We start from the raw sequence: 24,246 nt of genomic DNA on the forward strand, positions 1-24,246 counted from the left end.
CGGCACTCCCGCGCCACCTTCCCACGAAAGGCCCCACCCCCCATGGCCAAGATCCGTACCGGCGAGATCACCACCCACGTACAGCGGCTACCGGCCACCGCCGTGCCCGCCCACGGCGGTGAGCCCCAGGTCGTCGTCCTCGTCCACGGGCTGCTCACCGACAGCCTCGCCAGCTACTACTTCACGCTCGGCCCCGCCTTCGCCGCCGCCGGGCACGACGTCGTCATGTACGACCTGCGCGGGCACGGGCGCAGCGACCGGCCGCCCACCGGCTACCGGCTGGAGGCGTTCGTCGACGATCTGGCGGCGCTGCTGGACGGGCTGGACGTCACCGGCCGGGTGCACCTGGTCGGCAACTCCTTCGGCGGGACGATCGCCGCCGGTTTCGCCGCCTGGTACCCGGACCGGGTCGCCACCATCACCATGATCGAGTCCGAACCGCCGGTCGCCCTGTGGAACGAGCACATGCGGGCGGGGCTCGCGGACGCCAAGGAGCACCTGGTCCTGGAGGAGTCGATCAGCTGGATCGCCGCCCACCACGGCGCGCACACCGCCCGGCTCTCCCGCAACGCGGGCCGCATCCTGCGGGCGACGACGCTCGCCGAGGACGTGCCGCTGAGCCGGACCATCGACGACGACCTGTCCGCGCTGGCCTGTCCCCTGCTCGCCGTCTTCGGCGACGAGTCGGGGCTCAGCGCCCAGGTCCCGGACCTGGAGGAGCGGGTGGCCGGCTGCCGCACGGTGGTCCTGCCGGAGCAGGGCCACTCGGTCCTGGTCGAACAGCCCGCCGTCACCCGTGACCTGATCCTGGGGTGGATCGCCGAGCACACCCCGGCGGGGGTCGCGCGGTGACACGGTTCCTGCTGGTCGTACCGCCGCTCGTCGGCCACACCAACCCGCTGGTCGGGGTGGCCGAGGAGCTGGCCGGGCGCGGCCACACCGTCGCCTGGTGCGGGAACGCCGAGCAGCTCGGGCGGCTCGTGGGCGGGGACGCGCGGATCTACGACTGCCCGATGCCGGTCGACGGGCGGATGGTCCGGCCGCCGGGGCTGACCGGTCCGGCGGCGTTCCGGTTCCTGTGGGAGAACTTCTTCGTCCCGCTGGCCGAGGGCATGGCCCCGGGCGTGGAGGCCGCCGTCGACGACTTCGCGCCCGATGCCGTCCTCACCGACCAGCACACGCTGGCCGGTGCGCTTGTCGCGGAGCGGCACGGCATCGTGTACGTCAGCACGGCCAGCACCTCGGCCGAACTGGTCGATCCGCTCGCCGCGTTCCCCAAGATCGGTGCGTGGCTGGAGGAGCTGCTGGCCGGGTTGCGGAGCCGCATCGGGGACCCCGCCGCCGAGGGCGACCCGCGGTTCTCCCCGTACGGAGTGGTGGCCTTCACCGGGCGCGAGCTGATCGGTGACGCGCCGCTGCCGCACGACCGGGTGCGGTTGGTCGGCCCGGTCATCGCGGAGCGCCCCGGTGACGGCGACTTCCCGTGGGAGGAGCTGGACGGGGACCGCGCGCTGGTGCTGGTCTCACTGGGCACCGCCAACACCGACGCGGGGGGCCGTTTCCTGCGGGAGGCGGTCACCGCCCTGGACGGGCTGCGCGACCGGGTCCAGGGCGTGGTCACCGACCCGGGCGGCCTGCTGGAGGAGGTTCCCGACGGCATTCTGGTCCGCGGCCACGTGCCCCAACTCGACCTGCTGGCACGGGCGTCGGCGGTGGTGTCGCACGGTGGGCACAACACTGTCTGCGAGTCGCTGTGGCACGGGCTGCCGCTGGTCCTGGCGCCGATCCGGGACGACCAGCCGATCGTCACCGGACAGGTCGTCGCGGCGGGCGCCGGGATCCGGGTCCGGTTCGGGCGGGTCGACGCGACCCGGTTGCGGACGGCGCTGGAGACCGTGCTCGACGACACCGGCGGCCACCGCACCGCCGCCCGGGCCATCGGCCGCTCGCTGCGGGCGGCGGGCGGCCGGCGGGCCGCCGCGGATCTGGTGGAGAGCGCCGTGGCCGGCCGGTCCTGAGGCGCGTCCGTTCCACAGGGGCGGGGGCGCCCGGCCGCCCGGCCGGACACCCCCGCCCCGCTCCTCATCCGTTCTCCCGAATTCCCGCCACGGCAGGCGTTTCGAATTCCACCCGCCAGGAGGGCCGGTATTTCAATTCCCGTTCCCGCGGCCACTGAATTTCGCATGCCTTTTTCATGGTCTCACCGCGCCGGAAATCAAGGGAGTCCGGTTCAGCCGGTAATACCGTTGAGCAGCGCGAGATATCCGTCGCGGTGCCCGGCGGTGTTCGGGTGGTAGGACTCGTCCAGCTTGCTCCACTCCAGGCTCGTGACCCATTCGGGACCCTTGGAGCAGATGGTGTGCGGGTCGAACGAGGACCGCGGGTCGAGATAGGTGAACCCGGCGGCGGAGGCGGCCGCCGACTCCACGCCGGCCAGCGTGTCGGCGGCCGAGTTGAGCGCCGTGCGCTCCTTGTCGCTCAGCCCGAGGATGCCGCAGCTGCCACCGATGGTGTACAGGCGCGGGTAGCCCACGACGACGACCCGGGCCTGGGGGGCGCGGGCCCGGATCGCGGCGTACACCTGCTGGAGCCGGCCCGGAAGATAGCCGGTCGCGGCGGCCTTCGCGGCCTCGACGCCCGCGACGCAGTCCTTGTCGTCGATGGTGAGGATGCAGTTCTTCAGCACGTCGACGAAGCCCACGTCGTTGCCGCCGACCTGGACCGTCACCAGGGTGGTGTCCGCCGTCACCTGGGGCACCTGGTTGGCCAGCAGCTCCGTGGTGGTGTCGCCGGAGCAGGATGCCTCGACGAAGGCGTAGCCGGTGTGCTGGGCCGCCCACAGCCTGCTGTACGCCAGCGGTCCCCGGCGGCAGGCGTCGCCGGAGTTGTCGTACGTACGGGTGCCGACGCCCACCGCGTAGGAGTCGCCGAGCGCCACGTACTTTCCGCCCGCCGCATGTGCCGGGGCAGCTGATATCGCACCGACCAATAAGGCGGAAACCATACCGAGAACGATCTTCATGGATCGCATGGGACCCTCTCCGATTGAGGAAATTACCGACCCCCATGAAATACCATCGGTGAATGCGCCGGGAACACCCATTCATCGGAAAAATCAAAAACTCCCGATGACGTCCGTCCGAACGGACGCCTTCTGTTCCCGGCACCGCACGGCGTGTCCGGGGGGTGTCCGGCCGACCGGTGGCCGCGGCGCCTATGCTGCGCTCAACACGGACACGTCAAGGGGGGCTGGACGGATGACGGCTGGTTCGCTCGATTCGCTGCCGGAGTGGGGCTCGGCCCTCGATTCGGTCGTGGTGTACGCGCGGGGCGCCCTCTGCCGCCGCCTGGCCCGGGGCAGTGTGCCGCCGGACGGCCGGATACGGGTGACGGGCCTGCCCCGCTCGCTGGACCCCGGCTCGCTGCGGGTCCGGGTCCTGGGGGACTCCGGGGCGCGGGTCACCGGGGCCCGGGTGGAGGTCGGGGCCGAGCCGTCCGGCACCGAGGTGCCCGAGGGACCCCGGCGCGAGGTCGAGCGGCTGACCGAGGAGTACGCCGCGGCGCGCGGGCGCCGGGACCGGCAACTGGGCCTGATCGAGGAGGTGTCCGCGCTCCGGCCCGTCCCGCCCGCCCGCAGGCGCGAGGACCCGCACCGTCGTACCGCCGCCGATGCCTGGCTGGCCCTCGCCGACTTCGTCGACGGGCGGCTGACGGGACTGCACGCCCGTCTGGTCGAGCTGGAGGAGGCGGTGCGCGAGGCGGAGCACCGGCTCACCGTCGCCGCGGACCGCCTCGAACGTGCCTCCACCGACGCGCCGTCGACCGGTGTGGACACCACGGTGCGCGCGGTCCTGACGCTCGACGGTGCCGGGGACGGCCCCACCGAGGTGGAGGTGGAGTACGGGGTGCCGGGCGCCGTCTGGGTGCCGACGTACCGGCTGGGCCTCCGTCAGGACGACGACGCCGGACGCCTGGTGCTCCGCGCCTCGGTCGCCCAGCGGACCGGCGAGGACTGGACGGGCGTGCGCATCGCCCTGGCCACCGCCGACCTCCGCCGCCGTACCGATCTGCCGAGACTCCGTTCGCTCCGGATCGGGCGCGGGCGGCCCGCCCCCGCGCCCTCCGGCTGGCGCGAACCCCCGGCCGGGCTGGCCGACCTGTTCTCCGGTTACGACGCGGCGGGGCCGGCCCCGGAACCGGCGGGCTTCCTCGCGGTGGCCGTCGGAGCCGGATCCGTACGGCCGTCCTCGCCGCCCCCGCCGCCTCCGCCGCCGACCGGGGCCCCGATGGCCGGCGGGTACGGCGCCGCCCCGGCCGCCGCCCGCTCCGCCGCCCCGGCCGCGCCCGGCGGGGCCGTACCGCCGCCCCCTCCCCCGGTGACGGGGCCACCGTGCCCCGGCGACGCCGAACTCGACTACGCCGGGCTCGTCCTGTGCGGCCCCGACGAACAGGGCGGACGCCGGGGCAGGCTCTTCCCCGGCGCCGCCTTCGACCCGGTGACGGCCGAACACCGCCGCCGCGCCGAGGCCGTGGCCGGGCTGCCGCTGCCCGGTCACGCGGTCAGGCCCCGTGAGTCGGCGGGCTCGTTCGACCACCGCTTCGACGCCGCCGCCCGCGCCGACATCCCGTCCGACGGCACCTGGCACACCGTCACCGTCGGGGAGATCCCGGTCGGTCTGCGGACCGAGTACCTCTGCGTGCCGTCCGTGGAGCGGACCGTGTACGCGACCCTGGTCCTGTCCAACGCCACCGACCAGGCGCTGCTGGCCGGCCCGGTGGAGGTCACCGCCGACGACGAGTTCCTGCTGACGGCCGCACTGCCCACGCTCGCCCCGGGCGGGGTGCGCCGGATGGGTCTCGGACCGGCGGAGGCCGTCCGCGTCACCCGCCGCACGCGGCTGGACGAGTCGACCTCCGGCCTGCGCGGCACGACCACGGTGCTCGACCACCACGTCCACGTGGAACTGGCCAACCGGCTGGCCCGGCCGGTCACGGTGGAGGTGCGCGAGCGGGTGCCGGTCACCTCCGACCCGAACGTCCGGATCGAGGAACGGGGCGACTGGACGGCCCCGGAGGACGGTGCCGGACCCGATCCGCACCCGCCGGGCACCCGCGTCTGGCGGCTGGACCTGCCCCCGGGCACCACCGCCGCCCTCGACGGCGGCTACGAGATCCGCATCCCGGCCGGCAAGTCCCTGGCCGGCGGCAACCGCAGGAGCTGAACACACCATGTCCACGCCCCCGAAGCCGATCGCCCTGCCCGTCACCGCCGTCACCTGCCTGGAGGACCGGGCCCAGGTGGAGCGGACCGCCGTACTGGACCTGGCGGCCGGGGTCCAGCGGCTGCGCCTCGGTCCGGTCGGCGCGGCGGCCGTCGACCGGACCCTCCACGCCGAGCTGGTCTCCGGTCCCCCGGCGACCGTGCTCGACGCCCGGATCGTCCGCACCTGGACCCCGCGCGGGCCCCGGCCGCCCGCCGACGGCGACTCCGCCCTGCGCCACCGCCTCCACGCTCTGAAGACGGAGCAGCGCGAGCTGGAACAGCGGCGCGACCGGCTCCGTACCCGGCTCGACGTCCTCGGCCGTCTCGCCGCCGACCTGCTGCGGGAGATCGGCGAGGGTGCCGGTTCCGGGGAGAGCGAGCTCGCGCGCTGGACGCGTGAGCTCGACCGCGCCGACGAGGAGCGTGACACGTACGCCGAACAACTCCGCTCCTGCGAGGCCCGGTTGACGGCACTCTCCGCCGAACGCGCCGAGACCCGGCACGCGCTGGACCTCGCCGAGGAGGAACCGGCCGAGCTGGTCGGCCACATCGAGCTGACCGTGGCGGCGGAGGCGGCCGGTCCGGTCACCCTGCGGCTGAGCCACCTCACCCCGTGCGCCCTGTGGCGGCCCGCCTACCGCGCGGTGCTCGACGGGGACACGTTGACGCTGGAGACCGAAGCGGTGGTCTGGCAGCACACCGGCGAGGACTGGTCCGACGTACGGCTGACCCTGTCGACGGCCCGTTCGTCCCTGGCCGCCGAGCCGCCCCGGCTGGTCGAGGACCGGCTGGTCCTGACGGACCGACCCCCGCACGAGCGCCGCACGGTCGAGGTGGAGCTGCGCGAGGAGGAGATCGCGGACCTGGGCCCCGCCCCGGTGCTCGGCCTGCCCGGGGTCGACGACGGCGGCGAGACCCGCGTGCTGCGGGCCCCCGCACCGGTCTCGGTGCCGGGCGACGGCCGGGCCCACCGGGTGCCGGTCTCCGTGTTCAGCACGGACGCGCCCACCGAGTATGCCTGCGTCCCCGAGCTCTCACCGTTGGTGACCCGGGTGGTGCGGTTCGACAACCGGTCCGGCCACGCCCTGCTCGCCGGGCCCGTGGACCTGGTCCGGGACAGCGGCTTCGCCGGGCGCGGCACCCTGGAGTTCACCGCCCCCGGCGCCCCGGTGGAACTGGCCTTCGGCAGCTGCGACGACCACCGGGTGGTCCGCCGTACCGAGGAGTCCCGCGACACCACCGGTCTCACCCAGCGCACCGTGGTCACCCGCACCGTCCGACTCGACCTGTCCCGGTTCTCGGCCCCCGGCGAGCGGGACGAACGCACCGTCGCCGTCCGCGAACGGATCCCGGTCGCGGAGGTCTCGGCGGTGGAGGTCCGGCTGCGCGAGAGCTCCTGCTCCCCCGCCCCGGACGAGGTCGACGCCGACGGCATCGTCCACTGGACCGTCCCCCTGCCACCCGGCGGCCGACGCACCGTCACCCTGGTCTACGAACTGGTGGCGAGTGCCAAGGTCACCGGTCTGTGAGCCCGTCGGCGGGCCCGGCCGCCGGGCGGGTGCGGCGGCACCGGCCGGGCGACGGGGCAGGGCGGTGACCGGCGGCACACCCCCCGGGCCACCTCCGAGGACGGGGCGGGCCCGGCTCTTCGACGCGGCTCTGTGGACGGCGCTGGCATGTGCGGTGGTGTGGGACTTCCGGTCCGCGCTCGCCCCCTCGGCGGTACGGGACCTGGTGGCGCCCCTTCTCGTCCTGGCGGTGGTCGTTCCGGCGAGCCGCCGATGGCCGGCCACCGCCGTGGTCGCCGTGAACGGGCTGTGCGCGCTGGGCCTGGCCGACGCCTCGGACCCGGCCAACGCCGCCGCCCTGGGGCTCGGCGCGATGACGTGCCTGCTGGGCGCCCGGGTGCGGGAGGTGCGCGTCCCCCTGGTGGTACTCGCCTCGTGCCTGGCCGTCGACCTCGCGGTGTGCGCGGTGCTCGGACAGGGCGCGATCTGGTGGTTCTACGCGGTCACCGTGCTGCCGGTCGCCCTGCTGGTGCCGTGGCTCGTCGGCCGCTACCAGCAGGCACGGCGCGCCCTGGTGTCGGACGGGTGGCGGCTCGCACGGAACCTGGAGGAGCGGCAGCGGTTCGTCGCCGAGCAGGCCCGACTGCGGGAGCGGACGCGTATCGCGGCCGACATGCACGACTCCCTCGGGCACGTACTGAGCCTGATCGCCCTGCGGGCGGGCGCCCTGGAACTGTCCCCGGACCTGACCGACCGGGACCGTGCCGACGCGGCGGAGCTGCGCGGGACGGTGTCGGAGGCCGTCGACCATCTGCGGGAGACGGTGACGGTGCTGCGCGACGGACCGGACGCGGGCCCCGAGGACTCCTCCGTGGAGTCGGTCGAGGAGCTCCTGGACCGGGCGCGGGCCTCCGGGGTCGCGGTGGAGCTGGTCCGGGAGGGTGACAGCCCGTCCCTCTCCCCGCTGGTCGGACACGCCGTGTACCGGGTGGTGCAGGAGTCCCTGACGAACGCGGCGAAGCACGCCCCCGGCAGTGCGGTACGTGTCCGGATCGCCCATGCGGACGGCCGTACCGAGGTCGCCGTGGTCAACACGGCTCCTCCGGCGGGCCCGCTGCCCGGACAGGTGCCGGGCAACCGGGGTCTGACCGGGCTGCGGGAACGGGTGGGCGCGCTCGGCGGGGTGCTGCGCGCCGGGCCGTTCGAGGACGGGTTCCGGGTCACCGCCGTGATGCCGGACCGGGTGGGCGGTACGCCTCCGGACCGTGCCGTACCGGACGGCCACTACGACGGGGCGGAGTCGGCGCGCCGGATGCGGGACGCGCGGCGCGAGGTCAGGCTGCGGTTCGCGGTGGCGTTCGTCGCCCCGGCGGCCCTCGCCGCGACGGTCCTGCCGGCCGCCGGATACCTCGCCTACCAGTTGTCGACGTGCATACTGCGCCCGGTGGACTACGCCGCCGTCCGGATCGGCCAGGACCGGGCAGAGCTCGTCCGTCTGCTGCCGCCGCGCGGATACCGCTACCCCTCGGACGCGGCACGCACGGTCCCCCGCCCGTACGGCAGCACCTGCGTGTTCTACCGGTCGAACGGCAGCCTTCTCGACCAGGCCGACCTGTACCGGTTGTGCTTCTCCGATGGCCGGCTGGTCGCCAAGGACGTCATACCGGGCGGCCCGCTATGACGTCCCGGGGACCGGGTCAGGCGTCCCGGTGCCGGAGCACGCAGGCACCGGCCAGCTGGGCGGCGGCCGTCCACCCCAGCAGGACCAGGAGGCCCACCGGGGCCGGGTAGGGGGCGCTGCCGTCACCGAGCATGAAGTACCCGCCCGCGGTCTGCGGCAGATAGTCGTTGACGGCCAGCAGCGTCGGGCCGCCCAGCCCGACCAGCATCGCGGGGAGCGCGGTGATCAGGACGAAGAGGGCGGCGACGGCACCCGCCGCGGCCCGCGCGGCGAACGAGACCCCCACCGCCAGCACCCCGATCAGGGCGCAGTAGACGCCCATGGCGAGGATCCGGGAGGCCACTTCGGACACCTCGAACTCGGCGTGCCCCCGGAACGGGCCCCAGGCCACGGCAGTGCCCAGCGCGCCGAACACGGTGCCCGCCACGAAGCCCACCACGGCGCTCAGCAGCGCCTTGGCCCCCTGCACCCGGTGTCTGACCGGCACCCACAGCAGCGAGTTCCGCACACTGCCGGTCGTGTATTCGCTGGTCACCACGGTCACCGCGAGGACCACCAGGACGAACTGGGTGAGGGCCACCGAGGAGACCGGGGCGTTGCCCACCGGCTGGACCGGCTTGTCGTTGATCCGGGCGATCGACCCGTAGTAGAAGGTGAAGACCGCCGTGACGGCCAGACCGGCGACCAGGCAGACGTAGGGCGTGTGGAGGGACCACAGCTTGGTCCACTCCGCGGCGAACGCACCGGTGAACCCGCCGCCACGGCCCTGTTCGGGACGGCCGCGGTCCGAGCGGTCCCGGTCCGGGTGCTCCCGCCGTTCGCGGTCCGCGACGGTCGGTTCCACGCTCATGCGTTTACTCCCCGCTTCTCGCCGCGTCCGGCTTCGCCGGTCCCCGTGCTCCCCGTCCCGTACTCCACGCTCCGCGCGGTCAGTTCCATGTAGACCTGTTCCAACGAGGCCGAATCGGTGCGCAATTCGTGCAGCCGGACGCCGAGCCGGTGGGCCAGGTCGCCGATCTCCCCGGCGGCGCGGCCCTTCACGACGAGCCCGCCGTCGGCCGTGGTCTCCACCTCCGCCCCGCCGTCCTCGCGCAGCCGGCCGGTCAGCAGGCGCAGGCCGTCCGGGTCGGGGACGCGGATCCGCACCGACGCCGGGGAGCCGCCGGCCAGCAGCTCGGCCATCGGGGTGTCGGCCAGGAGCCTGCCCCGGCCGATGATCACCAACTGGTCGGCGGTGAGCTGCATCTCGCTCATCAGGTGGCTGGAGAGGAAGACCGTCCGGCCCTCCGCCGCCAGGGACCGCACCAGCTCGCGCACCCAGCGGACGCCGTCCGGGTCGAGTCCGTTGACCGGCTCGTCGAGGACGAGCACCCCCGGGTCGCCGAGCAGGGCGCCCGCCATCCCCAACCGCTGGTACATGCCGAGGGAGAACGCCCCGGCCCGGCGGTGCGCCACCCCGGCCAGACCGACGGTCTCCAGCACCTCGTCGACCCGGCGCGGCGGGATGCCGTTGCTGCGGGCCTGCGCCACCAGGTGGGCACGGGCGGAGCGGCCCGGGTGCAGCGCCTTGGCGTCCAGCAGCGCGCCGACCTCGCGGACCGGGTGCGGGAAGGAAGAATACGGCTTCCCGCCGATGAGCGCCTCGCCCCCGGACGGGCGGTCCAGGCCGAGGATCATGCGCATGGTGGTCGACTTCCCGGCGCCGTTGGGCCCCAGGAATCCGGTCACCCGGCCCCCTTCGAGGTCCAGGGTCAGACCGTCCACGGCGACGGTTCCGCCGTAACGTTTGGTCAGGCCTCGCAGGCTTATCACTGGTTGTCCCTTCGACTCGCTCGTACTCCCGTCACGCTAGGGAGCGACCGGGTCCGGCACATCGGTCGTTCGCCGGGAGCACCCCCTGCTTTCGTCGGGGGTGGCGTCGGGTACCGGCCCGGAGGGCGCGTCCACCCCGTAGGGTCGTCCTGTGCGGGAGACACGGGCGAGCGGGGAGACCGGGGAGGCGCGACCGCTGCGGATCCTGCTCGCCGACGACGAGGCGATGATCCGTTCCGGAGTGCGCGCGATCCTGGCCCGGCATCCGGGCATGGAGGTGGTCGCGGAGGCCGCCGACGGCCGGGCGGCCGTGGAGCTGGCCCGCCTGCACCGGCCCGACGTGACCCTGCTGGACATCCAGATGCCCCGGCTGGACGGCCTGGACGCGGCGGCGCGGATGTACCGCGACCGCCCCGGCGCGGCGGTGATCATGCTGACCACGTTCGGCGAGGAGGCGTTCATCGTCCGCGCGCTCCACGACGGGGCCAGCGGGTTCCTGCTGAAGGCCGACGACCCCCGCGAGCTGCTCAACGGGGTACGGGCGGTGGCCGCCGGGGGCGCCTACCTCTCACCGAGAGTGGCGGCGCGGGTGATCAACGCGCTGCGTACCGGCCGGGCTGCGCACGGGACGCCGTCGTGGCAGGCCGTGGAGCACCTCACCAAGCGGGAGCGGGACGTACTGGCCCTCCTCGGGGCCGGACTGTCCAACGCCGAGATCGGGGCGGAGCTGTTCCTGGTGGAGAGCACGGTCAAGGCGCACGTGAGCGCGATCCTCGCCAAGCTCGGGGTACGCAACCGGGTCGAGGCCGCCATCACCGCCCACGAGGCGGGCGTGGTCCGCCGCGTCCGGGCTCCGCTCTCCTGCCCGACGCCCCGGACCGGCGGCCAGGGCCCCGCGGCAGTCGCACGACCAGCCGGACGGGGCTCCCCCGCGTGACCGGGTCCGGGCGCCCGGACCCGGTCCGCAGGCGCTCGGCGTGCAACTCGGCGTCCCCGAACGGGGTGGACGCGCGTCAGTGCCCCGGTTCCCCGTCGGCGGCGCAGACGTCGGACAGGGACCGCTTCTGGCGGCCCTCCGCGTCGAAGTTGTCGGGCGAGAGCCACTGCCGCAGCGCCGTGCCGACTCGCGGCCACTCGGCGTCGACGACGGAGTACCAGGCGGTGTCGCGGCTGCGGCCCTTGTAGACCACGGCCTGACGGAAGATCCCTTCGAAGGTGAAGCCCAGCCGCAGGGCCGCCCTGCGCGAGGGCGCGTTGAGGCTGTCGCACTTCCACTCGTAGCGGCGGTGGCCGAGGTCCTCGAAGACGTAGGACATCAGCAGGAACTGGGCCTCGGTGGACACCGGGGTCCGCTTCAGAAGGGGAGAGAAAGTGACGCTGCCGACCTCGACGACGCCGTTGGACGGATCCTGGCGCATCAGGGCCAGGGTGCCCACGGCCCTGCCGGTGCCCAGGTCCACGACCACGTAGGTCAGGGGGTCGTCCGCCCGCGCCGCCTCCTCCAGGTGGGCGCGGTGGTCGGCCGGTCCGTCGAAGGGGCCGACCGTCATGTACGTCCAGTCGCTGCCGTCCTCCGCGAGGGCGAAAGCCGCGTACAGGTCGTCGGCATGGCGGCCCACGTCCAGGGGCTCCACCCGGCAGAAGCGGCCCTCAAGGGTGACCCGGCCGGGCGCGGGAACGCCCGTCCAGCCGGGCAGAGGGGGCCCGACGGGCTGGCCGTATTCGTTCAGACGTGCGGACATGCTGATCTCCTCGCGTGGTCCGGCTCTTCCGGGCCAGGCATCGCGCGGCCCCCGACGGGGACCACAGTAAGGTCATTCCGGGGGGCCAGGACGGGGGGTACGCACCGCGAGGGCGCGAGGACATCGCGCCGTCACGCCGTCGCGTCGCCGTCCGCCGGAACGAGGGCGGATCAGGCTGAGGCCATGCGCAGCACCAGCGCGGCGACCGCGAGCAGGGTGAGCACGACCACCGGCGCCACGGCGTAGTCCTTCACGCGCAGGTGGGCTATGACGGCTCCGGCGAAGTAGAGCACCAGCCCCACGGCCGCGGCGATGCCGAGCGGTGCGACCACCAGGCCCGCGAGCAGGCCGAGCGCGCCCGCCGCCTTCGCCATGGCGAGCCGGGGAAGCCAGGAATCCGGCACGCCCACCTTCGCCATGCTGCCCACGACCTGGGGGTTGCGGGTGAACGTGAGGAAGGCGGAACCGGCGGAGGCGAGCGCGAGCAGCGCGGCGACGACGACATAACCGATGAACACGATGGAACAACTCCAATGATCAATTACGAGCAATCGTTGAACAGTATCAACGATTTGCCGCGATCCACAATGGAGTCACTGTTACGGTGGCGCCATGGCAGCTGCGCGACCGGACGACCGACTCGGCTTTCTCCTCTCCTTCCGCGGAGAGCTCACCGGCGTACGCATCCGCGCCGCCCTGGGCGTCGTCGGGCTTCCCCCACGCCAGGCGATGACCCTGATGCGGCTGGCCCCCGGCGCCACCAGTCAGCGCGAACTGGCGGCCGCGATGGAGATCGACCCGAGTCAACTGGTCGCCATACTCAACGAGTTGGAGTCGTCGGGACTGTGCGAGCGCCGACGGGACCCCGCCGATCGGCGGCGGCACATCGTCGAGATCACCCCGGCGGGCCAGGGGGTCCTGGAGCGCATGGACGAGGCGGTGCGCGAGGCCGAGCGCGAGATCTTCGGTGATCTCACCGAAGCCGAGCAGTCCCTGCTGCGGGAACTGCTCGACCGTGTCGTGGTGGACCCCGCCACCCACGAGTGCGGCGAGTGAAAAGCCGCACCGGCCCGGCCGAGAGTCTCGGCCGGGCCGGTGCTGGTGCCCGCGGTCGGGTATCGGTGCCGGTATCGGCGAAGTACGCGGCGGGCCTACCGCGCCGCCCGGGTCAGCCCGCCTTCGGCGGGTTCTCCGTGTCGAAGGCGAAGATCGTGTTCTGGGCCGCGGTGACGACCACGACCCGCCCCACGACGGTCACGCGCGGGGTCGCGCCCAGCTCGCCCGTCAGACCGTCCGCCTGCGGGTCCGTCGTCCACAAGGTGGTGCCGTCCTTCGGCGACAGTGCGACCACCCGGCCGGTGGCCGAGCTGAAGTACAGCGCGCCGGTGCCCCCGGCGGGGCCGGAAGCGCCCTCCACGCCGGTCTGCCGTACCCACTTCGTCCGGCCGGTCATGGGGTCGAGCGCCGTGATGCGACCGGTCCGGCCGCTGACGTAGAGGGTGCCGTCCACCATGCCCGGCGTCCCCGCGTACGGCTCGGCCAGCCGGGAGTACGCGACCTTCCCCGAGTCCGGGTCGACCCGCACCACCCCGTCGTACCCGGACATGTCCGCCCCCTCCCGGTGTTCCTGGAGGAGTACCAGCCTGTCGTCCGCGACGCCCATCGGCACGGCGGGGCCGTCCACCGCGATGGCCCCGCCCAGCTTCCCCGAGGCGCGGTCGACCGGGTACAGCGTGGCGTGGCGGACCTCCACGGCGTTCGCCTCCTCCGCCGGGGCGCACATCGCGAGCAGCCGCGAGCCCACCGGGACGGGGGCGCACCACGAGTCCGCGGGGAACGGTGCGGTCCAGGCGATCTTGCCGCTGCGCGCGTCCCGGTACTCGAGGCGGGAGTTGGAGACGTCGACCGTCACGACGGAGGAACCGAGCACCAGGGCGTCCGTGGACCGGCCCATGACGGCCTGCGGCTGGGCGCCGGACGGCGTGGACCACAGCTCCCGTCCGCTCCGCGCGTCGACCGCCACCACCTCGATGGGAGAGCCCACCGCTTCGCCCTGGGCGGCGATGCGGTAGCCGAGCACGGTGTCGTCCGTGGCGCCCACCAGGTGTATGCCCTGGACGGGGACGCCGGGGCTCTTCACCGTCCACGCCCGTGAGCCGTCCACGGCGCTGACGCGGGTCGCGACCACGCCGCCGCCCCCGCAGAACACCGCGTCGCCGTGCGCGACGCAGCGCAGCTCGTCGGGGATGTCCTCGCGGGCGCCCAGCGCGACCGTGTGCCACGGCTTGAAACCGTCCGGGAGGGGGGCGACCGGGGCCTCGACCCTGTCGCCCTTGCCGCCGTCCTTCGTGCCGAGACCGGCCACCGTCAGCGCGGCGGCTCCCCCGCCGATCGCCGCCACCGCGACCGCGGCCGCCAGCACGGGGCGCCATCGGCGGTGCGGACGGCGACCGGTGGCGGTCCCCGCCTCGCCGGATCCGGCCGGGGCGGGGGCGGGGGCCGGTTCGGTCGGCGCCGGGGTGTCCCGCGTCGCGAGGTGGTGCTGGGTGCTCACGTCGCGGGTGTGGCCCGCGCCGGGCCCGTTCGCGCCGGTGTCGCCGGCGCCGCCGAGGTCGGCCGGCAGGTCCCGCAGCAGCACGAGGAGTTCGTCCGCCGAGGGACGCTTCTCGGGCTCCTTGTCCAGGCACAGCTCGACGACCGTGCGCAGGGCCGTCGGCACGGCGTCCAGCGACGGCTCCTCGTGCAGCACCTGGTACGCCGTCATGTAGGGGCTGTCCGCGTCGAAGGGGCCGTGGCCCGTCGCCGAGTACACCAGCAGAGTGCCCAGCGAGAAGACGTCGGAGCGCGGTCCCACACCGCGCGGCGCCTGGAGCTGCTCCGGCGACATGAACGGCGGCGTGCCGATGATCCGCCCGGTCATCGTCAGCGTCTGCTGGTCGATGGCGCGCGAGATGCCGAAGTCGATGACCCTCGGGCCCTCGGGCGAGAGCACGACGTTCGAGGGTTTCAGGTCGCGGTGGACCACCCCCACCCGGTGGATGTCGCGCAGCGCCTCCGCCAGCCCGATGGCCAGCCGCCTGAGCTCCGCCCCGTCCAGCGGGCCGTCCGCCGCGATGCGCTGGGTGAGCGTCTGCCCCTCGATGAAGGCCGTAGCCATCCACGGCTGGTCGGCCTCGGGGTCGGCGTCGACCACGGCGGCGGTGAACGCGCCGCTCACCCGCCGTGCCGCCGCCACCTCCTGGCGGAAGCGGATCCGGAACTCGTCGTCCGCCGCGAACTGCTGGTGGATCACCTTGATGGCGACGGGCCGCCCCGAACTCGTACGGGCGAGAAAGACCGTACCCATACCGCCCGAGCCGAGCCGGGCCTCCAGCGGATAACCGCCGACCTCGACCGGATCACCTCCGCGCAGCGACACTCTTCCCGACCTCCCCGTTCCCCGTGCATCTCCGCCGCCACGGGCCCGCTCCATTTGTGCTGCCTACAAAGTAGCCGCAGGCAGGTGGCCCGGAGCAAAGCGGGTGGCGGACGGCCTACCGGCTCCGGGCCGGACGAGGCGGGAACGGACGCCGGGAAGAACGTCTCCCCGCGCCCCGTCCCGTCGCCACGCCCGATTGACGCTCCCGGAGGCCCGGAGAATACTCTCTGCCCGGTCGGACCCGGGCGCGCGCGGAGCACCGGACGGGCGCGCCGCGGACCGGCGTGACAACGCACACCGGACGAGCACCATGAGACGGACCGTCGGACAGACATGGGGTGACGCTTGTGACCGAGTGGATTCTGGCATTCGACGCCGACTGCCCGTTCTGCGAAGAAGTGGTGAAACGGGTGCGTGCGTCCGTCGGCGACACGTTGACCCCTGCGGGCCTCACCGAACCCCGGGTCCGCGAGCTGCGCGCACGGGCCATGGGCGCGAGGGCCGCGTGGGCCCCGACCCTGCTGGCGGTCGACGGTGACCGGGTCCGGGCCTGGACCGGAACCGCGCTCTCCGTCCGCCTGGCCCGGCTGCTGGGACCGGCGGACTCGCTGCGGGTGGTGCGCGCGCTCCGGGGTCTGGACGTGCTGCGGTCGCCGAGCCGTCGGGGGATCCTCAGGGCCGCACCGGGGCTCGCCCTGGGCGCGTTCCTGGTCACCGGCGGGCTGGCGGCCTCCCCCGCACAGGCCATGAACCGGGTGAAGGGCAGCCGGGCATCGCGGTGGGTGAAGGCCAACGCCGGCCGGCTGCCTTCCGATTACGCCGAGTTCGTCTCGTACCCGGCGGACTACCGGCGCGCCGTCTACGGCTCGCTGCCCGCTCCGGCCCGGAGCGATCTGTGGGTGGCGCACTTCGCGGAGTACCGCAGGACGCACCCCGACCTGTCGGCCGGGCAGTCCGCCGTCCTGGACGACGCGGCACGGCTGGCACCGCGGATCATCGCGGGACACCGGCAGGAGGCCGCTCTCGAAGAGCTGGAGAGAGCGACCAGGGAGGCGTTCGGCGACGACGGGGCACGGGCGGTCCTCATGACACTGGGACCTGCCGAAACACGGGCCGCGGCGCCCGGGAACGGCCGGGACACCGTCCAGGTCCTCGACTGCAATTCCCAGTGCGCGGGAAGCGGAAGCTGCGACACGGTCTGCTACGACCAGCCGTACTGCAACTGGACCGACCACGGCTGCGGCCCGCTGTGGCTGGGCCCGTGCAGCGGCTTCTGCATCTGAGAGCGCACCCTCCGGCGCTCCGTGGCCACGGGCCGGGACGGCCGGTGGCCATCGGGCGGGAGCCGTCCGCGTAAGAAGGTGTCCCCCATCCGGGGTGCCCGCGGCCGTGTCCGGGACGGTGCGGGCGGGCGGGGCGGCAGACTCGTGGGTGCGCGTACGCGGCCACGGCCCCGCCCGGCGTCCGCCGCGTTCCCCCGGACCGCGCGCACCCAGCCATCTCCCAGGAACGAGGTACGGCCATGACGGACGCGGCCCGGCAGCGCCCGCGCGTCGGCTGGATCGGCACCGGCCGCATGGGCTTCCAGCTCGCCGCCCGGCTGCTGGACGCGGGATACGACGTGGCGGTGCAGAACCGTACGCGGGCCAAGGCCGAACCGCTGGCCGACCGCGGGGCGGAGGTCGTCGACGTCCCGGCCGACCTGGCCGACCGGGACGTCGTCTTCACCACGGTCTCCGCCTCGCCCGATCTCCAGGCCGTCACCACGGGACCGAACGGCGTGCTGACCTCGTCGGCCGCCGCGCCGGGGGTACTGGTCGACAGTTCCACGGTCTCCACGCGGATGTCGGCACTGGTCCGGGACGAGGCCGCGCGGCGCGGGACGGAGTTCCTCGCCGCCCCGCTGAGCGGGAACCCGAAGGTGATCGCCGCGGGAGGGCTGACCATCGCGGTCTCCGGCCCGCGGGAGGTGTTCACCCGGGTCGAACCGCTGCTCTCCGCGCTGGGCCGCGGGGTGACCCATGTCGGCGAGGGCGAAGCCGCCCGCCTCGTCAAACTCGCGCACAACGTCTTTCTCGGTGTCGTCACCCAGTCGCTCGCCGAGATCACCGTTCTCGCGGAGAAGGGCGGCGTCAGCCGTGCCGCCTTCCTGGAGTTCCTCAACGACTCCGTGATGGGCTCGGCCTTCACGCGCTACAAATCGCCCGCACTGGTGCATCTGGACTTCACTCCGACGTTCACCATGCCGCTGCTGCGCAAGGACCTCGACCTGGGACTCTCCGCGGCCCGCGAGCTGGAGGTCCCGATGCCGCTGGCCGCCGCCACCGCCCAACTGGTCGCCGCCGCCATCGGAGCGGGGCACGCCGAGGAGGACTTCGCGGCCCTGATCGTGGAGCAGGCCAGAAGCTCGGGCCTCACGCTGGAACCCCAGGACGTTCCCGTGGACGACGGGCTGTGACCGGTCGCCGCGTGCTGCCGACGACCGCTCGACGAAGGCGCGCGGGCGGGCCCCGGACGGTGTGTCAGGCCGGATCCCCGGACCCGATCAGGGCGGCGAGGGCGGCCACCCCGCCCGCCGCCGCGATCTGTTCGGCCAGGGCTCCGGCCCGGCGCCGGTAGGCGGGCTCGGCCAGCACCCGGCGGGCCGCCGCGCCCAGGGCCCCGGCCGACGGACTGTTGGTACGCATCCCGATGCCCGCTCCCGACCAGGAGACCCGCGCCGCCACCTCGGCCTTGTCCTCGGTGGCCCCGGCGACCACCAGCGGGACCCCGTGGCGGAGCGCGAAGTGCACGCCGCCGTACCCGCCGTTGGTGATCATCAGGGCGGTGCGCGGCAGCAGTTCGTCGTACGGGAGGAAGGAGGCCGTTCGCACGTTGCCCGGCAGCCCGGCCCGCCAGGCGGGGGTCCCACGGCCGCCGGTGGCGACGACGACGGTCACGTCCTCGCCCGCCAGTGCCGCCACCGCAGGATTGATCAGCTCGTCGAAATCGGTGTTGGCCGCCGTGCCCTGGGTGACCAGGACGACCGGGCGCTCGTGGTCGAGCGCGCTCCACCAGTCGGGCAGCGGATGGTCGCCGCTGGAACTGCGGGCCAATGGGCCGATGAAGTGCACGGGCGTGGCCGTGCCGGGGCGCGGGTACTCGAAGGCCGGAACGGTCAGCTGCACCAGGTCGTCCGCCAGCGCGGGCCAGTCGAGGAACAGTCCGGGCAGGGGTCGGCCGGTGATCCGCCGGCACAGCTCCGACAGGTTCCGTTGCTGCTCCGGGAAGACCACCCGCCGCACCAGCGTGGTCAGCACCCGGTTGCGCAGCCGGCCGAGCGGGCCGCCGCGCGGCGGCAGACCGAGCCCGAACGGAGCGACCTCGGGGCCCGTCAGCGGCAGCGGGACGATGCCCGCCAGCATCAGGCGCGGGCGCCGGTCACGGGGAAGCAGGGCCAGTGGAGCGGCGCCGAGGAACAACGGCTCGGCGAGTACGACGTCGATGTCGTGCGCGTCGATCAGCGCGGTGACGGTCTCGTACTGCGGTTCCGCCGCCCGGAAGAACATGTGGTCCAGGTCGAAGCGCATCGCCGCGAGGCCGCGCTTCCCCGCCCGCTCCGGATGGGTGTCGACCCAGGTGTCGTCGAAATCCACCGCCTGCGGCAGTGGCGCGAAATCGGCCCCGGTGGCCCGGACCCGGTCGGCGAAGCGACGGCCCGTCAGCAGGATCACGCGGTGCCCGGCCCCGACCAGGCCGCGGGCGACCGCGAGCAGCGGGGTGACGTGCCCCTCGGCGGGCGACGAGCAGATGAGAACTCCGGACATGTGTGCCTTCCCCCTCCGTTAGTATTCACTAACGTCAGTGAGTATTGACTACACCCTGAGGAAGGTCAAATGAGTGGGGCGGAACGCCGTGGCTACCGGTCGGCACTGCGCGCGGAGCAGGCCGAGGCGACCCGGCGGCGGGTCCTCGCCGCGGCCGCGGACCGCTTCGCGGAGCACGGGTACGGGCGGACGAAGCTGACCGGGATCGCCGAGGACGCCGGCGTCTCGGTCGAGACCGTCAAGGGGTACGGGCCCAAGCGCGCCCTCCTGCTGGCCGCCTTCGAGCAGACCTTCGCCGGGGCCGAGGGGTCGGTGCCCCTGCTGGAGCGCGAGCCGTTCACCGCCATCGAGCACCTGGAGGGCGAGGCGTACCTCGCCGCCGGGATCGAGCTGATCGCCGCCGCCAACGCCCGCTCGGCACGGCTGTGGCGCGCCTTCCTCGCCGCCGCGGACACGGAGGCCGACGTGCGGGCCGTCCTGGACGAGTTGCTCGACCGCCGCCGCACCGACATCGGTGAGGCCGTCGCCCGGCTGCGCGCCCGTGGCCTGGTGGACGAGTCCGTGGGCGAGGAGGCCGCGGCGGCCCTGCCGTTCGTCCTCTCCCCCGAGGGGTACGAACAACTCGTCCTCCACGCCGGGTTGACCGAGCAGCAGTACCGCGACTGCCTGGTCCGGCTCGTCGCGGCCGTGCTGCGCCCCGGCCCCTGACCGCGCCGCACGTCCCGTACGACGTCGCGGTCGGAGGTGCTCGCGGACAGGCTGCGAAGGCGTGGCGGAGCGGCCCCCTCGCGGTCGGTGCGGGCGGGGGCCCGCCCGCACCGACCGGCGGGAACCGGGCGGTCTCTCCCGGTCAGCCGTTCGGGCTGGTGAGATAGGAGTCGATCACGCGCATCGCTTCCTCCGTCCCGCCCCTGCGGTACAGCCAGTGGCCCACGACGTCCATGGTGTACAGGGACGCCCGCGGGAAGGAGCGGGCCATCCGCCGCGCACCCGGCAGGGGGGTGGCGAGGTCGTGGGTGGCGTTGACCACGAGGACGGGCGGGAGGGAGCCCGGTACGCGGACGGGCCGCGGCTTCGGCGGCAGGGTCCAGCCCTGGCAGCCGAGGACGGTGTCCAGGGACTGGGCGTTGTACCGGACGTGCGGGGCCGCCTTCGCGACCCGCTCCCGGATGGCCCGGTAGTGGGCGTAGTCACGGATCCGGAAGTCGTGGTCCCGGCAGAGCACGAGCCGCGGGAACGACTGGGCACCTGTGGGGATCCATCGGACCTCGCCCTTCCCCGTTTCCAGGGCGGCCAGTTGGCGTGCCGTCTCTTCCCGGCTCCCCTTGCCGAGCGCGAAGGTCAGGAAGTCCGAGAGCCTGTCGGCGTCGACCCTGGTCCGGGTCGGACCGTTCGGACCGGGCTCGCGGAGGGTGCCGGCGTCGGCCCGCGCGAACAGTGTGTCGGTGACGGCTGTGAGGTCCCTGCCGTGCAGCGCGCACGCCGTCTCCGTGGCGCACCAGGCGGCGAGCCGTTTCAGGGTGTTGTCGATGGTGACGCTGCCGTCGGTGAGGTAGCGCTCGGCGTCCGGCCGGTCCGGGTCCATCGCGCTGTCGAGGGCGAGGGCGCGCACCCGGTCCGGGAAGAGCCGGACGTAGCGCTCACCGAGGAAGGTGCCGTAGGAGTGGCCGATGAAGCTGATGCTGCGTTCGCCGAGGGCGGCGCGGATCGCGTCCATGTCGCGGGCGACGCTCTCGCCGTCCACATGGGCGGCGAGCGGGCCCGTCCGCTCCAGGCAGCTCTCCGCGAGCCGGCCGTTGAGGGTGCGCAGCCGTTCGAACTCGGCGGCGTCCCGGGGGCGGGCCGGGATCGCGGCGCTGATCGTCTCGTCGCATTCGGCGTTCCGGCTGCGGCCGATGCCGCGCGGGTCGAAGCCGACGATGTCGAAACGCCGGAGCATCTGCGGGGTGTAGCCCTCGGTCGGGTCGTCCGCGTACAGCGCGTCGTCGGCCCCGGCGGCCCCGGGACCGCCCGGGTTCGACATCAGGACGCCGATCCGCCGCGCCGGGTCGGTGGCCCGGTACCGGGCGACGAAGATGCCGGTCTTCGGGCCGTCCGGCTCCGCCCAGTCCACCGGAACATCGACCGTCGCGCACTGCGCCCTCGGGCTGGGGTCGGGGTAGGGCGGCTCGGCCGACGGGCAGGCGCCCCAGCGGATCGGCGGTACGGAGGCGGTGCCCGTCGGCCGTCCCGGGGCGGCGGCCGCCGCGGGGACGAACAGCGTGCCGACGACGGAGAGCGCCAGCATGACGGAGACGGCGCGCCGCCGCCCGGGGCCCGGGCGGGAAAGCCGCTCCGAGGGGGTGCGGAGCGTGGTCCTCGAGGGGGATTTTGGGCTCCGGTTCCGGCGTGCGGGCGGTCCCGGGGGCGGTGCCCCGTTCATGGTCGTGTTCATGCATGGCACTGTGGAGACGCCGTATGACGGTGGCTCCATGGCCACGTGGTGGGAACGTAACAAGGGTTCCTTCCAGCCCCGCACGGCGCGACCGCCGGAACGTCTCCGGCGGGTCCTTCGGCGGTCCCTCGGTGACTCCCTGGGCGAACGGACTCGGATCGCCTTCCGGTGACCGTGCTCGCCGGTCCGGACGGGGTGGCCGGGGAATGGGCCGGCCCGGGCCTCCGGCCGTGTCGGGGGCACGGGCCGGCAGACGGCCTCAGCGGCGCGCCTCCTCCAGCAGTCCCCCGAGCGCCCCGGGCAGATCGCCGGTGTGCACCACCCCGAGGTGCTGGGTGGCACGGGTCAGCGCGACGTACAGATCACTCACCCCGTACGCGCACGGCTCCACCACCAGCACGGTGTCGAACTCCAGGCCCTTGACCTGTCGCGCGTCCAACAGCACCACGTCCCGGGTGAGGTCGGGCGCCGCCCCGTGCCCCGCGTCCGGCAGCTTCGCCAGCAGCGACGCGTGCAGCGCGGCCGGAGCGACGACGGCGACCCGTCCCCCGCCCTCGGCCGCCGCCGCGGCCTCCCGGGCCACGGCTACGGCGAGCCCGTCCACGGCGACCCGCAGCGCCCAGGGCCGCACCCCGGTCGACCGCACCGAACCGGGCGCCACGAACGACGGGTCGTGCGCCCGCAGGAACCCGGCCGCCACCTCCATGATCTCGGCGGGCGTACGGTAGTTGACCCCCAGCCGTACGTGCTCCCAGCGGTCGCCCACGTACGGTTCCAGAATGCGCTGCCAGGAGCCGAGGCCGGCCGGCTCCGCGGTCTGGGCGGGGTCCCCGACGAGGGTCATGGAGCGGGTCGGGACGCGCCGCATCAGCAGCCGCCAGGCCATCGCCGAGAGCTCCTGCGCCTCGTCGACGACGATGTGGCCGAACGCCCAGGTCCGGTCGGCCGCCGCCCGTTCGGCGGCGGTGCGGTGGTCGGCCTCCTCATGGCGTTCGGCCATCCGCTCGGCGTCGATGATGTCGTGCGCGGCGAGGACTTCGGACTCCTCGTCCTCGAACTCGTACGTCTCCGAACCCGCCGAGAGGTCCAGCACCCCCTGCGCGTAGGCGATCCGCTCCTGCCGCTCGGCCTCGGCGGCGGCACGGGCGGCGCTGTCGTCCTCACCGAGCAGCTCCGCCGCCTCGTCGAGGAGCGGCACATCGGCCGGGGTCCACTCCCCCGCCTGCCGGCGGATCAGTCCGGCCGACTCGTCGTCGAGATGGACCGGCTCCGCGAGGAAGTCCGCGACGAACTCCTCCGGGGTGAGCTGCGGCCACAGTTCGTCGACGGCGGCATGGACCTCCCGGCTCGTCGCGATCTCCTTGCCCATCTGGGCGAGGTCGTCGGGCCCCAGCAGATTGGGGCCGCCGAACGGGTCGGCGCCGATGCGCTCGGCCAGTTGCGCGGTGAGCGCGTCGATGACGTGGAACGCGAAGACGGGGCGGGCCAGGTTGTGGGGCAGCCCGCTCTCGCGCGCCCGGTGGCGCGCGTCCTCAGCCATGGCCCGGTCCAGCAGGAGCGTCCCGTACCCCTCGTGGTCGATCTCGGTCGCCCGCTCGGGCACGGTCTGCCGGTCCCGCAGCGCCTCGGCCAGCACCTCGGCCATCCCGGCCCGGCCCTTGGCCTCGGCGGCCGCCGGGCTGTCGGTGCCGGTGGCGTGCACTCCGGGGAAGAGTTCACCGACGGTGGCCAGGAGCACCCCGGTCTCGCCCAGGGACGGCAGTACGTCGCCGATGTAGCTCAGGAAGGCGGGGTTCGGGCCGACGATCAGCACGGCGCGGCGGGCCAGCAGTTCCCGGTGCTCGTACAGCAGGTACGCCGCGCGGTGCAGCGCGACGACGGTCTTCCCGGTGCCGGGACCGCCCTCGACGACCAGCACACCCTGGTGCGGAGCCCGGATGATGGCGTCCTGTTCGGCCTGGATGGTCCGGACGATGTCGTGCATCCGGCCCGTGCGGGACGCGTCGAGCGCGGCCAGCAGGACCTCGTCGGCGTCGGCGCCCTCGTGTCCGGTGCGGGTCGGGTCGGCGAGATCCATCAACTCGTCGTGGAGCGCGGTGACGGTGCGCCCCTGCGTGGTGATGTGCCGCCGCCGCCGCAGCCCCATCGGGGTGTGGCCGGTCGCCAGATAGAAGGGACGCGCCACATCCGCCCGCCAGTCGACGACCAGCGGTGTGCGGGATTCATCGTCCTGGCGAATTCCGATGCGTCCGATGTGATGGCTGCGGCCGTCCCGGAAATCGATGCGTCCGAAGCACAGCCCGTTCTCCCCCGTCTGGATCGCACTGAGCAGTCCGGACTGTTCCGCCACCAGGACGTCCCGCTCGATCCTCGCCTGGAAACCGTTCCCCACCTGCGCGAGCGCGGCGCGCACCGACTCCTCGGCCTGCTTCCTGAGGAGATCGAGCCGTGCGTAGAGGCCGGTGATGAATTGCTGCTCCTGCCGCATTTCCTCGCTTGACAATTCCGCTCCTGACGCGATATGGTTCTCGTAGAGAGTTTCTCTTCACGACCTTTTCGCCAAAGTCATGAAGAATCAAATA

General features: G+C 73.8%; 19 protein-coding genes. 10 read left to right on the forward strand and 9 right to left on the reverse strand.

Annotated elements, in window-relative coordinates:
• Positions 1 to 42: 42 nt before the first annotated feature.
• Both ACWC97_RS01825 and ACWC97_RS01830 read left to right on the forward strand, forming a co-directional pair.
• Positions 43 to 852, forward strand: a complete 810-nt coding sequence (locus ACWC97_RS01825; RefSeq protein ID WP_352274612.1) for an alpha/beta fold hydrolase — start codon at positions 43 to 45, stop codon at positions 850 to 852.
• Positions 849 to 2,018, forward strand: coding sequence for a glycosyltransferase (locus tag ACWC97_RS01830; protein WP_450646800.1), 1,170 nt, complete (start codon positions 849 to 851; stop codon positions 2,016 to 2,018). The genes ACWC97_RS01825 and ACWC97_RS01830 overlap by 4 nt, the downstream gene beginning before the upstream one ends.
• Positions 2,019 to 2,230: 212 nt before the next feature.
• On the opposite strand, the gene ACWC97_RS01835 is transcribed toward ACWC97_RS01830, so the two are convergent.
• Entirely contained in the window at positions 2,231 to 3,022 is a 792-nt protein-coding gene (locus ACWC97_RS01835; protein ID WP_352274614.1) for an SGNH/GDSL hydrolase family protein, read from the reverse strand.
• Positions 3,023 to 3,257: 235 nt separating this feature from the next.
• Here ACWC97_RS01835 and ACWC97_RS01840 point away from each other — a divergent pair, with 235 nt between their 5' ends.
• From ACWC97_RS01840 to ACWC97_RS01850, 3 genes are all read left to right on the forward strand, one after another.
• A complete protein-coding gene (locus tag ACWC97_RS01840) occupies positions 3,258 to 5,222 on the forward strand; it encodes a DUF4139 domain-containing protein (protein WP_450646802.1) in 1,965 nt (654 codons plus the stop codon).
• Positions 5,223 to 5,229: 7 nt separating this feature from the next.
• On the forward strand, positions 5,230 to 6,792 hold the full coding sequence (locus ACWC97_RS01845; protein WP_450646804.1) for a mucoidy inhibitor MuiA family protein: 1,563 nt from the start codon (positions 5,230 to 5,232) through the stop codon (positions 6,790 to 6,792).
• Between the two features lie 64 nt (positions 6,793 to 6,856).
• Positions 6,857 to 8,452: a sensor histidine kinase gene (locus tag ACWC97_RS01850; RefSeq protein ID WP_450646806.1), complete on the forward strand. Its 1,596-nt coding sequence runs from the start codon at positions 6,857 to 6,859 to the stop codon at positions 8,450 to 8,452.
• Between the two features lie 16 nt (positions 8,453 to 8,468).
• Here ACWC97_RS01850 and ACWC97_RS01855 read toward each other — a convergent pair whose 3' ends face one another.
• Together ACWC97_RS01855 and ACWC97_RS01860 are read right to left on the reverse strand one after the other, a co-directional pair.
• A complete protein-coding gene (locus tag ACWC97_RS01855; protein ID WP_450646808.1) occupies positions 8,469 to 9,302 on the reverse strand; it encodes an ABC transporter permease in 834 nt (277 codons plus the stop codon).
• The gene (locus ACWC97_RS01860; protein WP_450646810.1) at positions 9,299 to 10,264 is read right to left on the reverse strand and encodes an ABC transporter ATP-binding protein; all 966 of its coding nucleotides are present in this window, start codon (positions 10,262 to 10,264) and stop codon (positions 9,299 to 9,301) included. Before ACWC97_RS01860 ends, ACWC97_RS01855 begins: the two co-directional genes overlap by 4 nt.
• 202 nt (positions 10,265 to 10,466) lie before the next feature.
• Between ACWC97_RS01860 and ACWC97_RS01865 the strand changes: the two genes are divergently transcribed.
• The gene (locus ACWC97_RS01865; protein WP_450647458.1) at positions 10,467 to 11,201 is read left to right on the forward strand and encodes a response regulator; all 735 of its coding nucleotides are present in this window, start codon (positions 10,467 to 10,469) and stop codon (positions 11,199 to 11,201) included.
• A gap of 76 nt (positions 11,202 to 11,277) precedes the next feature.
• On the opposite strand, the gene ACWC97_RS01870 is transcribed toward ACWC97_RS01865, so the two are convergent.
• Positions 11,278 to 12,006: a GNAT family N-acetyltransferase gene (locus tag ACWC97_RS01870; protein WP_450646812.1), complete on the reverse strand. Its 729-nt coding sequence runs from the start codon at positions 12,004 to 12,006 to the stop codon at positions 11,278 to 11,280.
• Positions 12,007 to 12,176: 170 nt separating this feature from the next.
• Positions 12,177 to 12,524, reverse strand: a complete 348-nt coding sequence (locus tag ACWC97_RS01875; RefSeq protein ID WP_450646814.1) for a DoxX family protein — start codon at positions 12,522 to 12,524, stop codon at positions 12,177 to 12,179.
• A gap of 94 nt (positions 12,525 to 12,618) precedes the next feature.
• Between ACWC97_RS01875 and ACWC97_RS01880 the strand changes: the two genes are divergently transcribed.
• On the forward strand, positions 12,619 to 13,062 hold the full coding sequence (locus ACWC97_RS01880) for a MarR family winged helix-turn-helix transcriptional regulator (protein ID WP_450646816.1): 444 nt from the start codon (positions 12,619 to 12,621) through the stop codon (positions 13,060 to 13,062).
• A 112-nt stretch (positions 13,063 to 13,174) separates the two neighbouring features.
• Here ACWC97_RS01880 and ACWC97_RS01885 read toward each other — a convergent pair whose 3' ends face one another.
• The gene (locus ACWC97_RS01885) at positions 13,175 to 15,424 is read right to left on the reverse strand and encodes a protein kinase domain-containing protein (RefSeq protein WP_450646817.1); all 2,250 of its coding nucleotides are present in this window, start codon (positions 15,422 to 15,424) and stop codon (positions 13,175 to 13,177) included.
• A 347-nt stretch (positions 15,425 to 15,771) separates the two neighbouring features.
• Between ACWC97_RS01885 and ACWC97_RS01890 the strand changes: the two genes are divergently transcribed.
• Entirely contained in the window at positions 15,772 to 16,707 is a 936-nt protein-coding gene (locus tag ACWC97_RS01890) for a bacteriocin fulvocin C-related protein (protein WP_450646819.1), read from the forward strand.
• Between the two features lie 239 nt (positions 16,708 to 16,946).
• Positions 16,947 to 17,882 (forward strand): NAD(P)-dependent oxidoreductase, encoded by a 936-nt coding sequence (locus ACWC97_RS01895; protein WP_450646821.1) that lies wholly within the window; start codon positions 16,947 to 16,949, stop codon positions 17,880 to 17,882.
• 64 nt (positions 17,883 to 17,946) lie between these two features.
• Here the strand turns inward: ACWC97_RS01895 and ACWC97_RS01900 are convergent, their stop codons facing one another.
• Positions 17,947 to 19,230, reverse strand: a complete 1,284-nt coding sequence (locus ACWC97_RS01900) for a glycosyltransferase (protein WP_450646823.1) — start codon at positions 19,228 to 19,230, stop codon at positions 17,947 to 17,949.
• Positions 19,231 to 19,299: 69 nt separating this feature from the next.
• Here ACWC97_RS01900 and ACWC97_RS01905 point away from each other — a divergent pair, with 69 nt between their 5' ends.
• A complete protein-coding gene (locus ACWC97_RS01905; protein ID WP_450646825.1) occupies positions 19,300 to 19,938 on the forward strand; it encodes a TetR/AcrR family transcriptional regulator in 639 nt (212 codons plus the stop codon).
• 142 nt (positions 19,939 to 20,080) lie between these two features.
• Here ACWC97_RS01905 and ACWC97_RS01910 read toward each other — a convergent pair whose 3' ends face one another.
• Positions 20,081 to 21,517, reverse strand: coding sequence for an alpha/beta fold hydrolase (locus ACWC97_RS01910; RefSeq protein ID WP_450646827.1), 1,437 nt, complete (start codon positions 21,515 to 21,517; stop codon positions 20,081 to 20,083).
• Between the two features lie 406 nt (positions 21,518 to 21,923).
• Entirely contained in the window at positions 21,924 to 24,152 is a 2,229-nt protein-coding gene (locus ACWC97_RS01915) for a HelD family protein (protein WP_450647460.1), read from the reverse strand.
• Positions 24,153 to 24,246 lie beyond the last annotated feature (94 nt).

Source organism: Streptomyces sp. NPDC001108, from assembly GCF_053598535.1.

Excerpts from the sequence above, each read along its gene's own strand:
- ACWC97_RS01895 (WP_450646821.1), top strand. The coding sequence starts at position 16,947 with ATGACGGACGCGGCCCGGCAGCGCCCGCGCGTCGGCTGGATCGGCACC.
- ACWC97_RS01910 (WP_450646827.1), bottom strand. The coding sequence starts at position 21,517 with ATGCTGGCGCTCTCCGTCGTCGGCACGCTGTTCGTCCCCGCGGCGGCC.
- ACWC97_RS01840 (WP_450646802.1), top strand. The coding sequence starts at position 3,258 with ATGACGGCTGGTTCGCTCGATTCGCTGCCGGAGTGGGGCTCGGCCCTC.
- ACWC97_RS01835 (WP_352274614.1), bottom strand. The coding sequence starts at position 3,022 with ATGAAGATCGTTCTCGGTATGGTTTCCGCCTTATTGGTCGGTGCGATA.
- ACWC97_RS01880 (WP_450646816.1), top strand. The coding sequence starts at position 12,619 with ATGGCAGCTGCGCGACCGGACGACCGACTCGGCTTTCTCCTCTCCTTC.
- ACWC97_RS01870 (WP_450646812.1), bottom strand. The coding sequence starts at position 12,006 with ATGTCCGCACGTCTGAACGAATACGGCCAGCCCGTCGGGCCCCCTCTG.
- ACWC97_RS01825 (WP_352274612.1), top strand. The coding sequence starts at position 43 with ATGGCCAAGATCCGTACCGGCGAGATCACCACCCACGTACAGCGGCTA.
- ACWC97_RS01855 (WP_450646808.1), bottom strand. The coding sequence starts at position 9,302 with ATGAGCGTGGAACCGACCGTCGCGGACCGCGAACGGCGGGAGCACCCG.
- ACWC97_RS01900 (WP_450646823.1), bottom strand. The coding sequence starts at position 19,230 with ATGTCCGGAGTTCTCATCTGCTCGTCGCCCGCCGAGGGGCACGTCACC.
- ACWC97_RS01845 (WP_450646804.1), top strand. The coding sequence starts at position 5,230 with ATGTCCACGCCCCCGAAGCCGATCGCCCTGCCCGTCACCGCCGTCACC.
- ACWC97_RS01915 (WP_450647460.1), bottom strand. The coding sequence starts at position 24,152 with ATGCGGCAGGAGCAGCAATTCATCACCGGCCTCTACGCACGGCTCGAT.
- ACWC97_RS01905 (WP_450646825.1), top strand. The coding sequence starts at position 19,300 with ATGAGTGGGGCGGAACGCCGTGGCTACCGGTCGGCACTGCGCGCGGAG.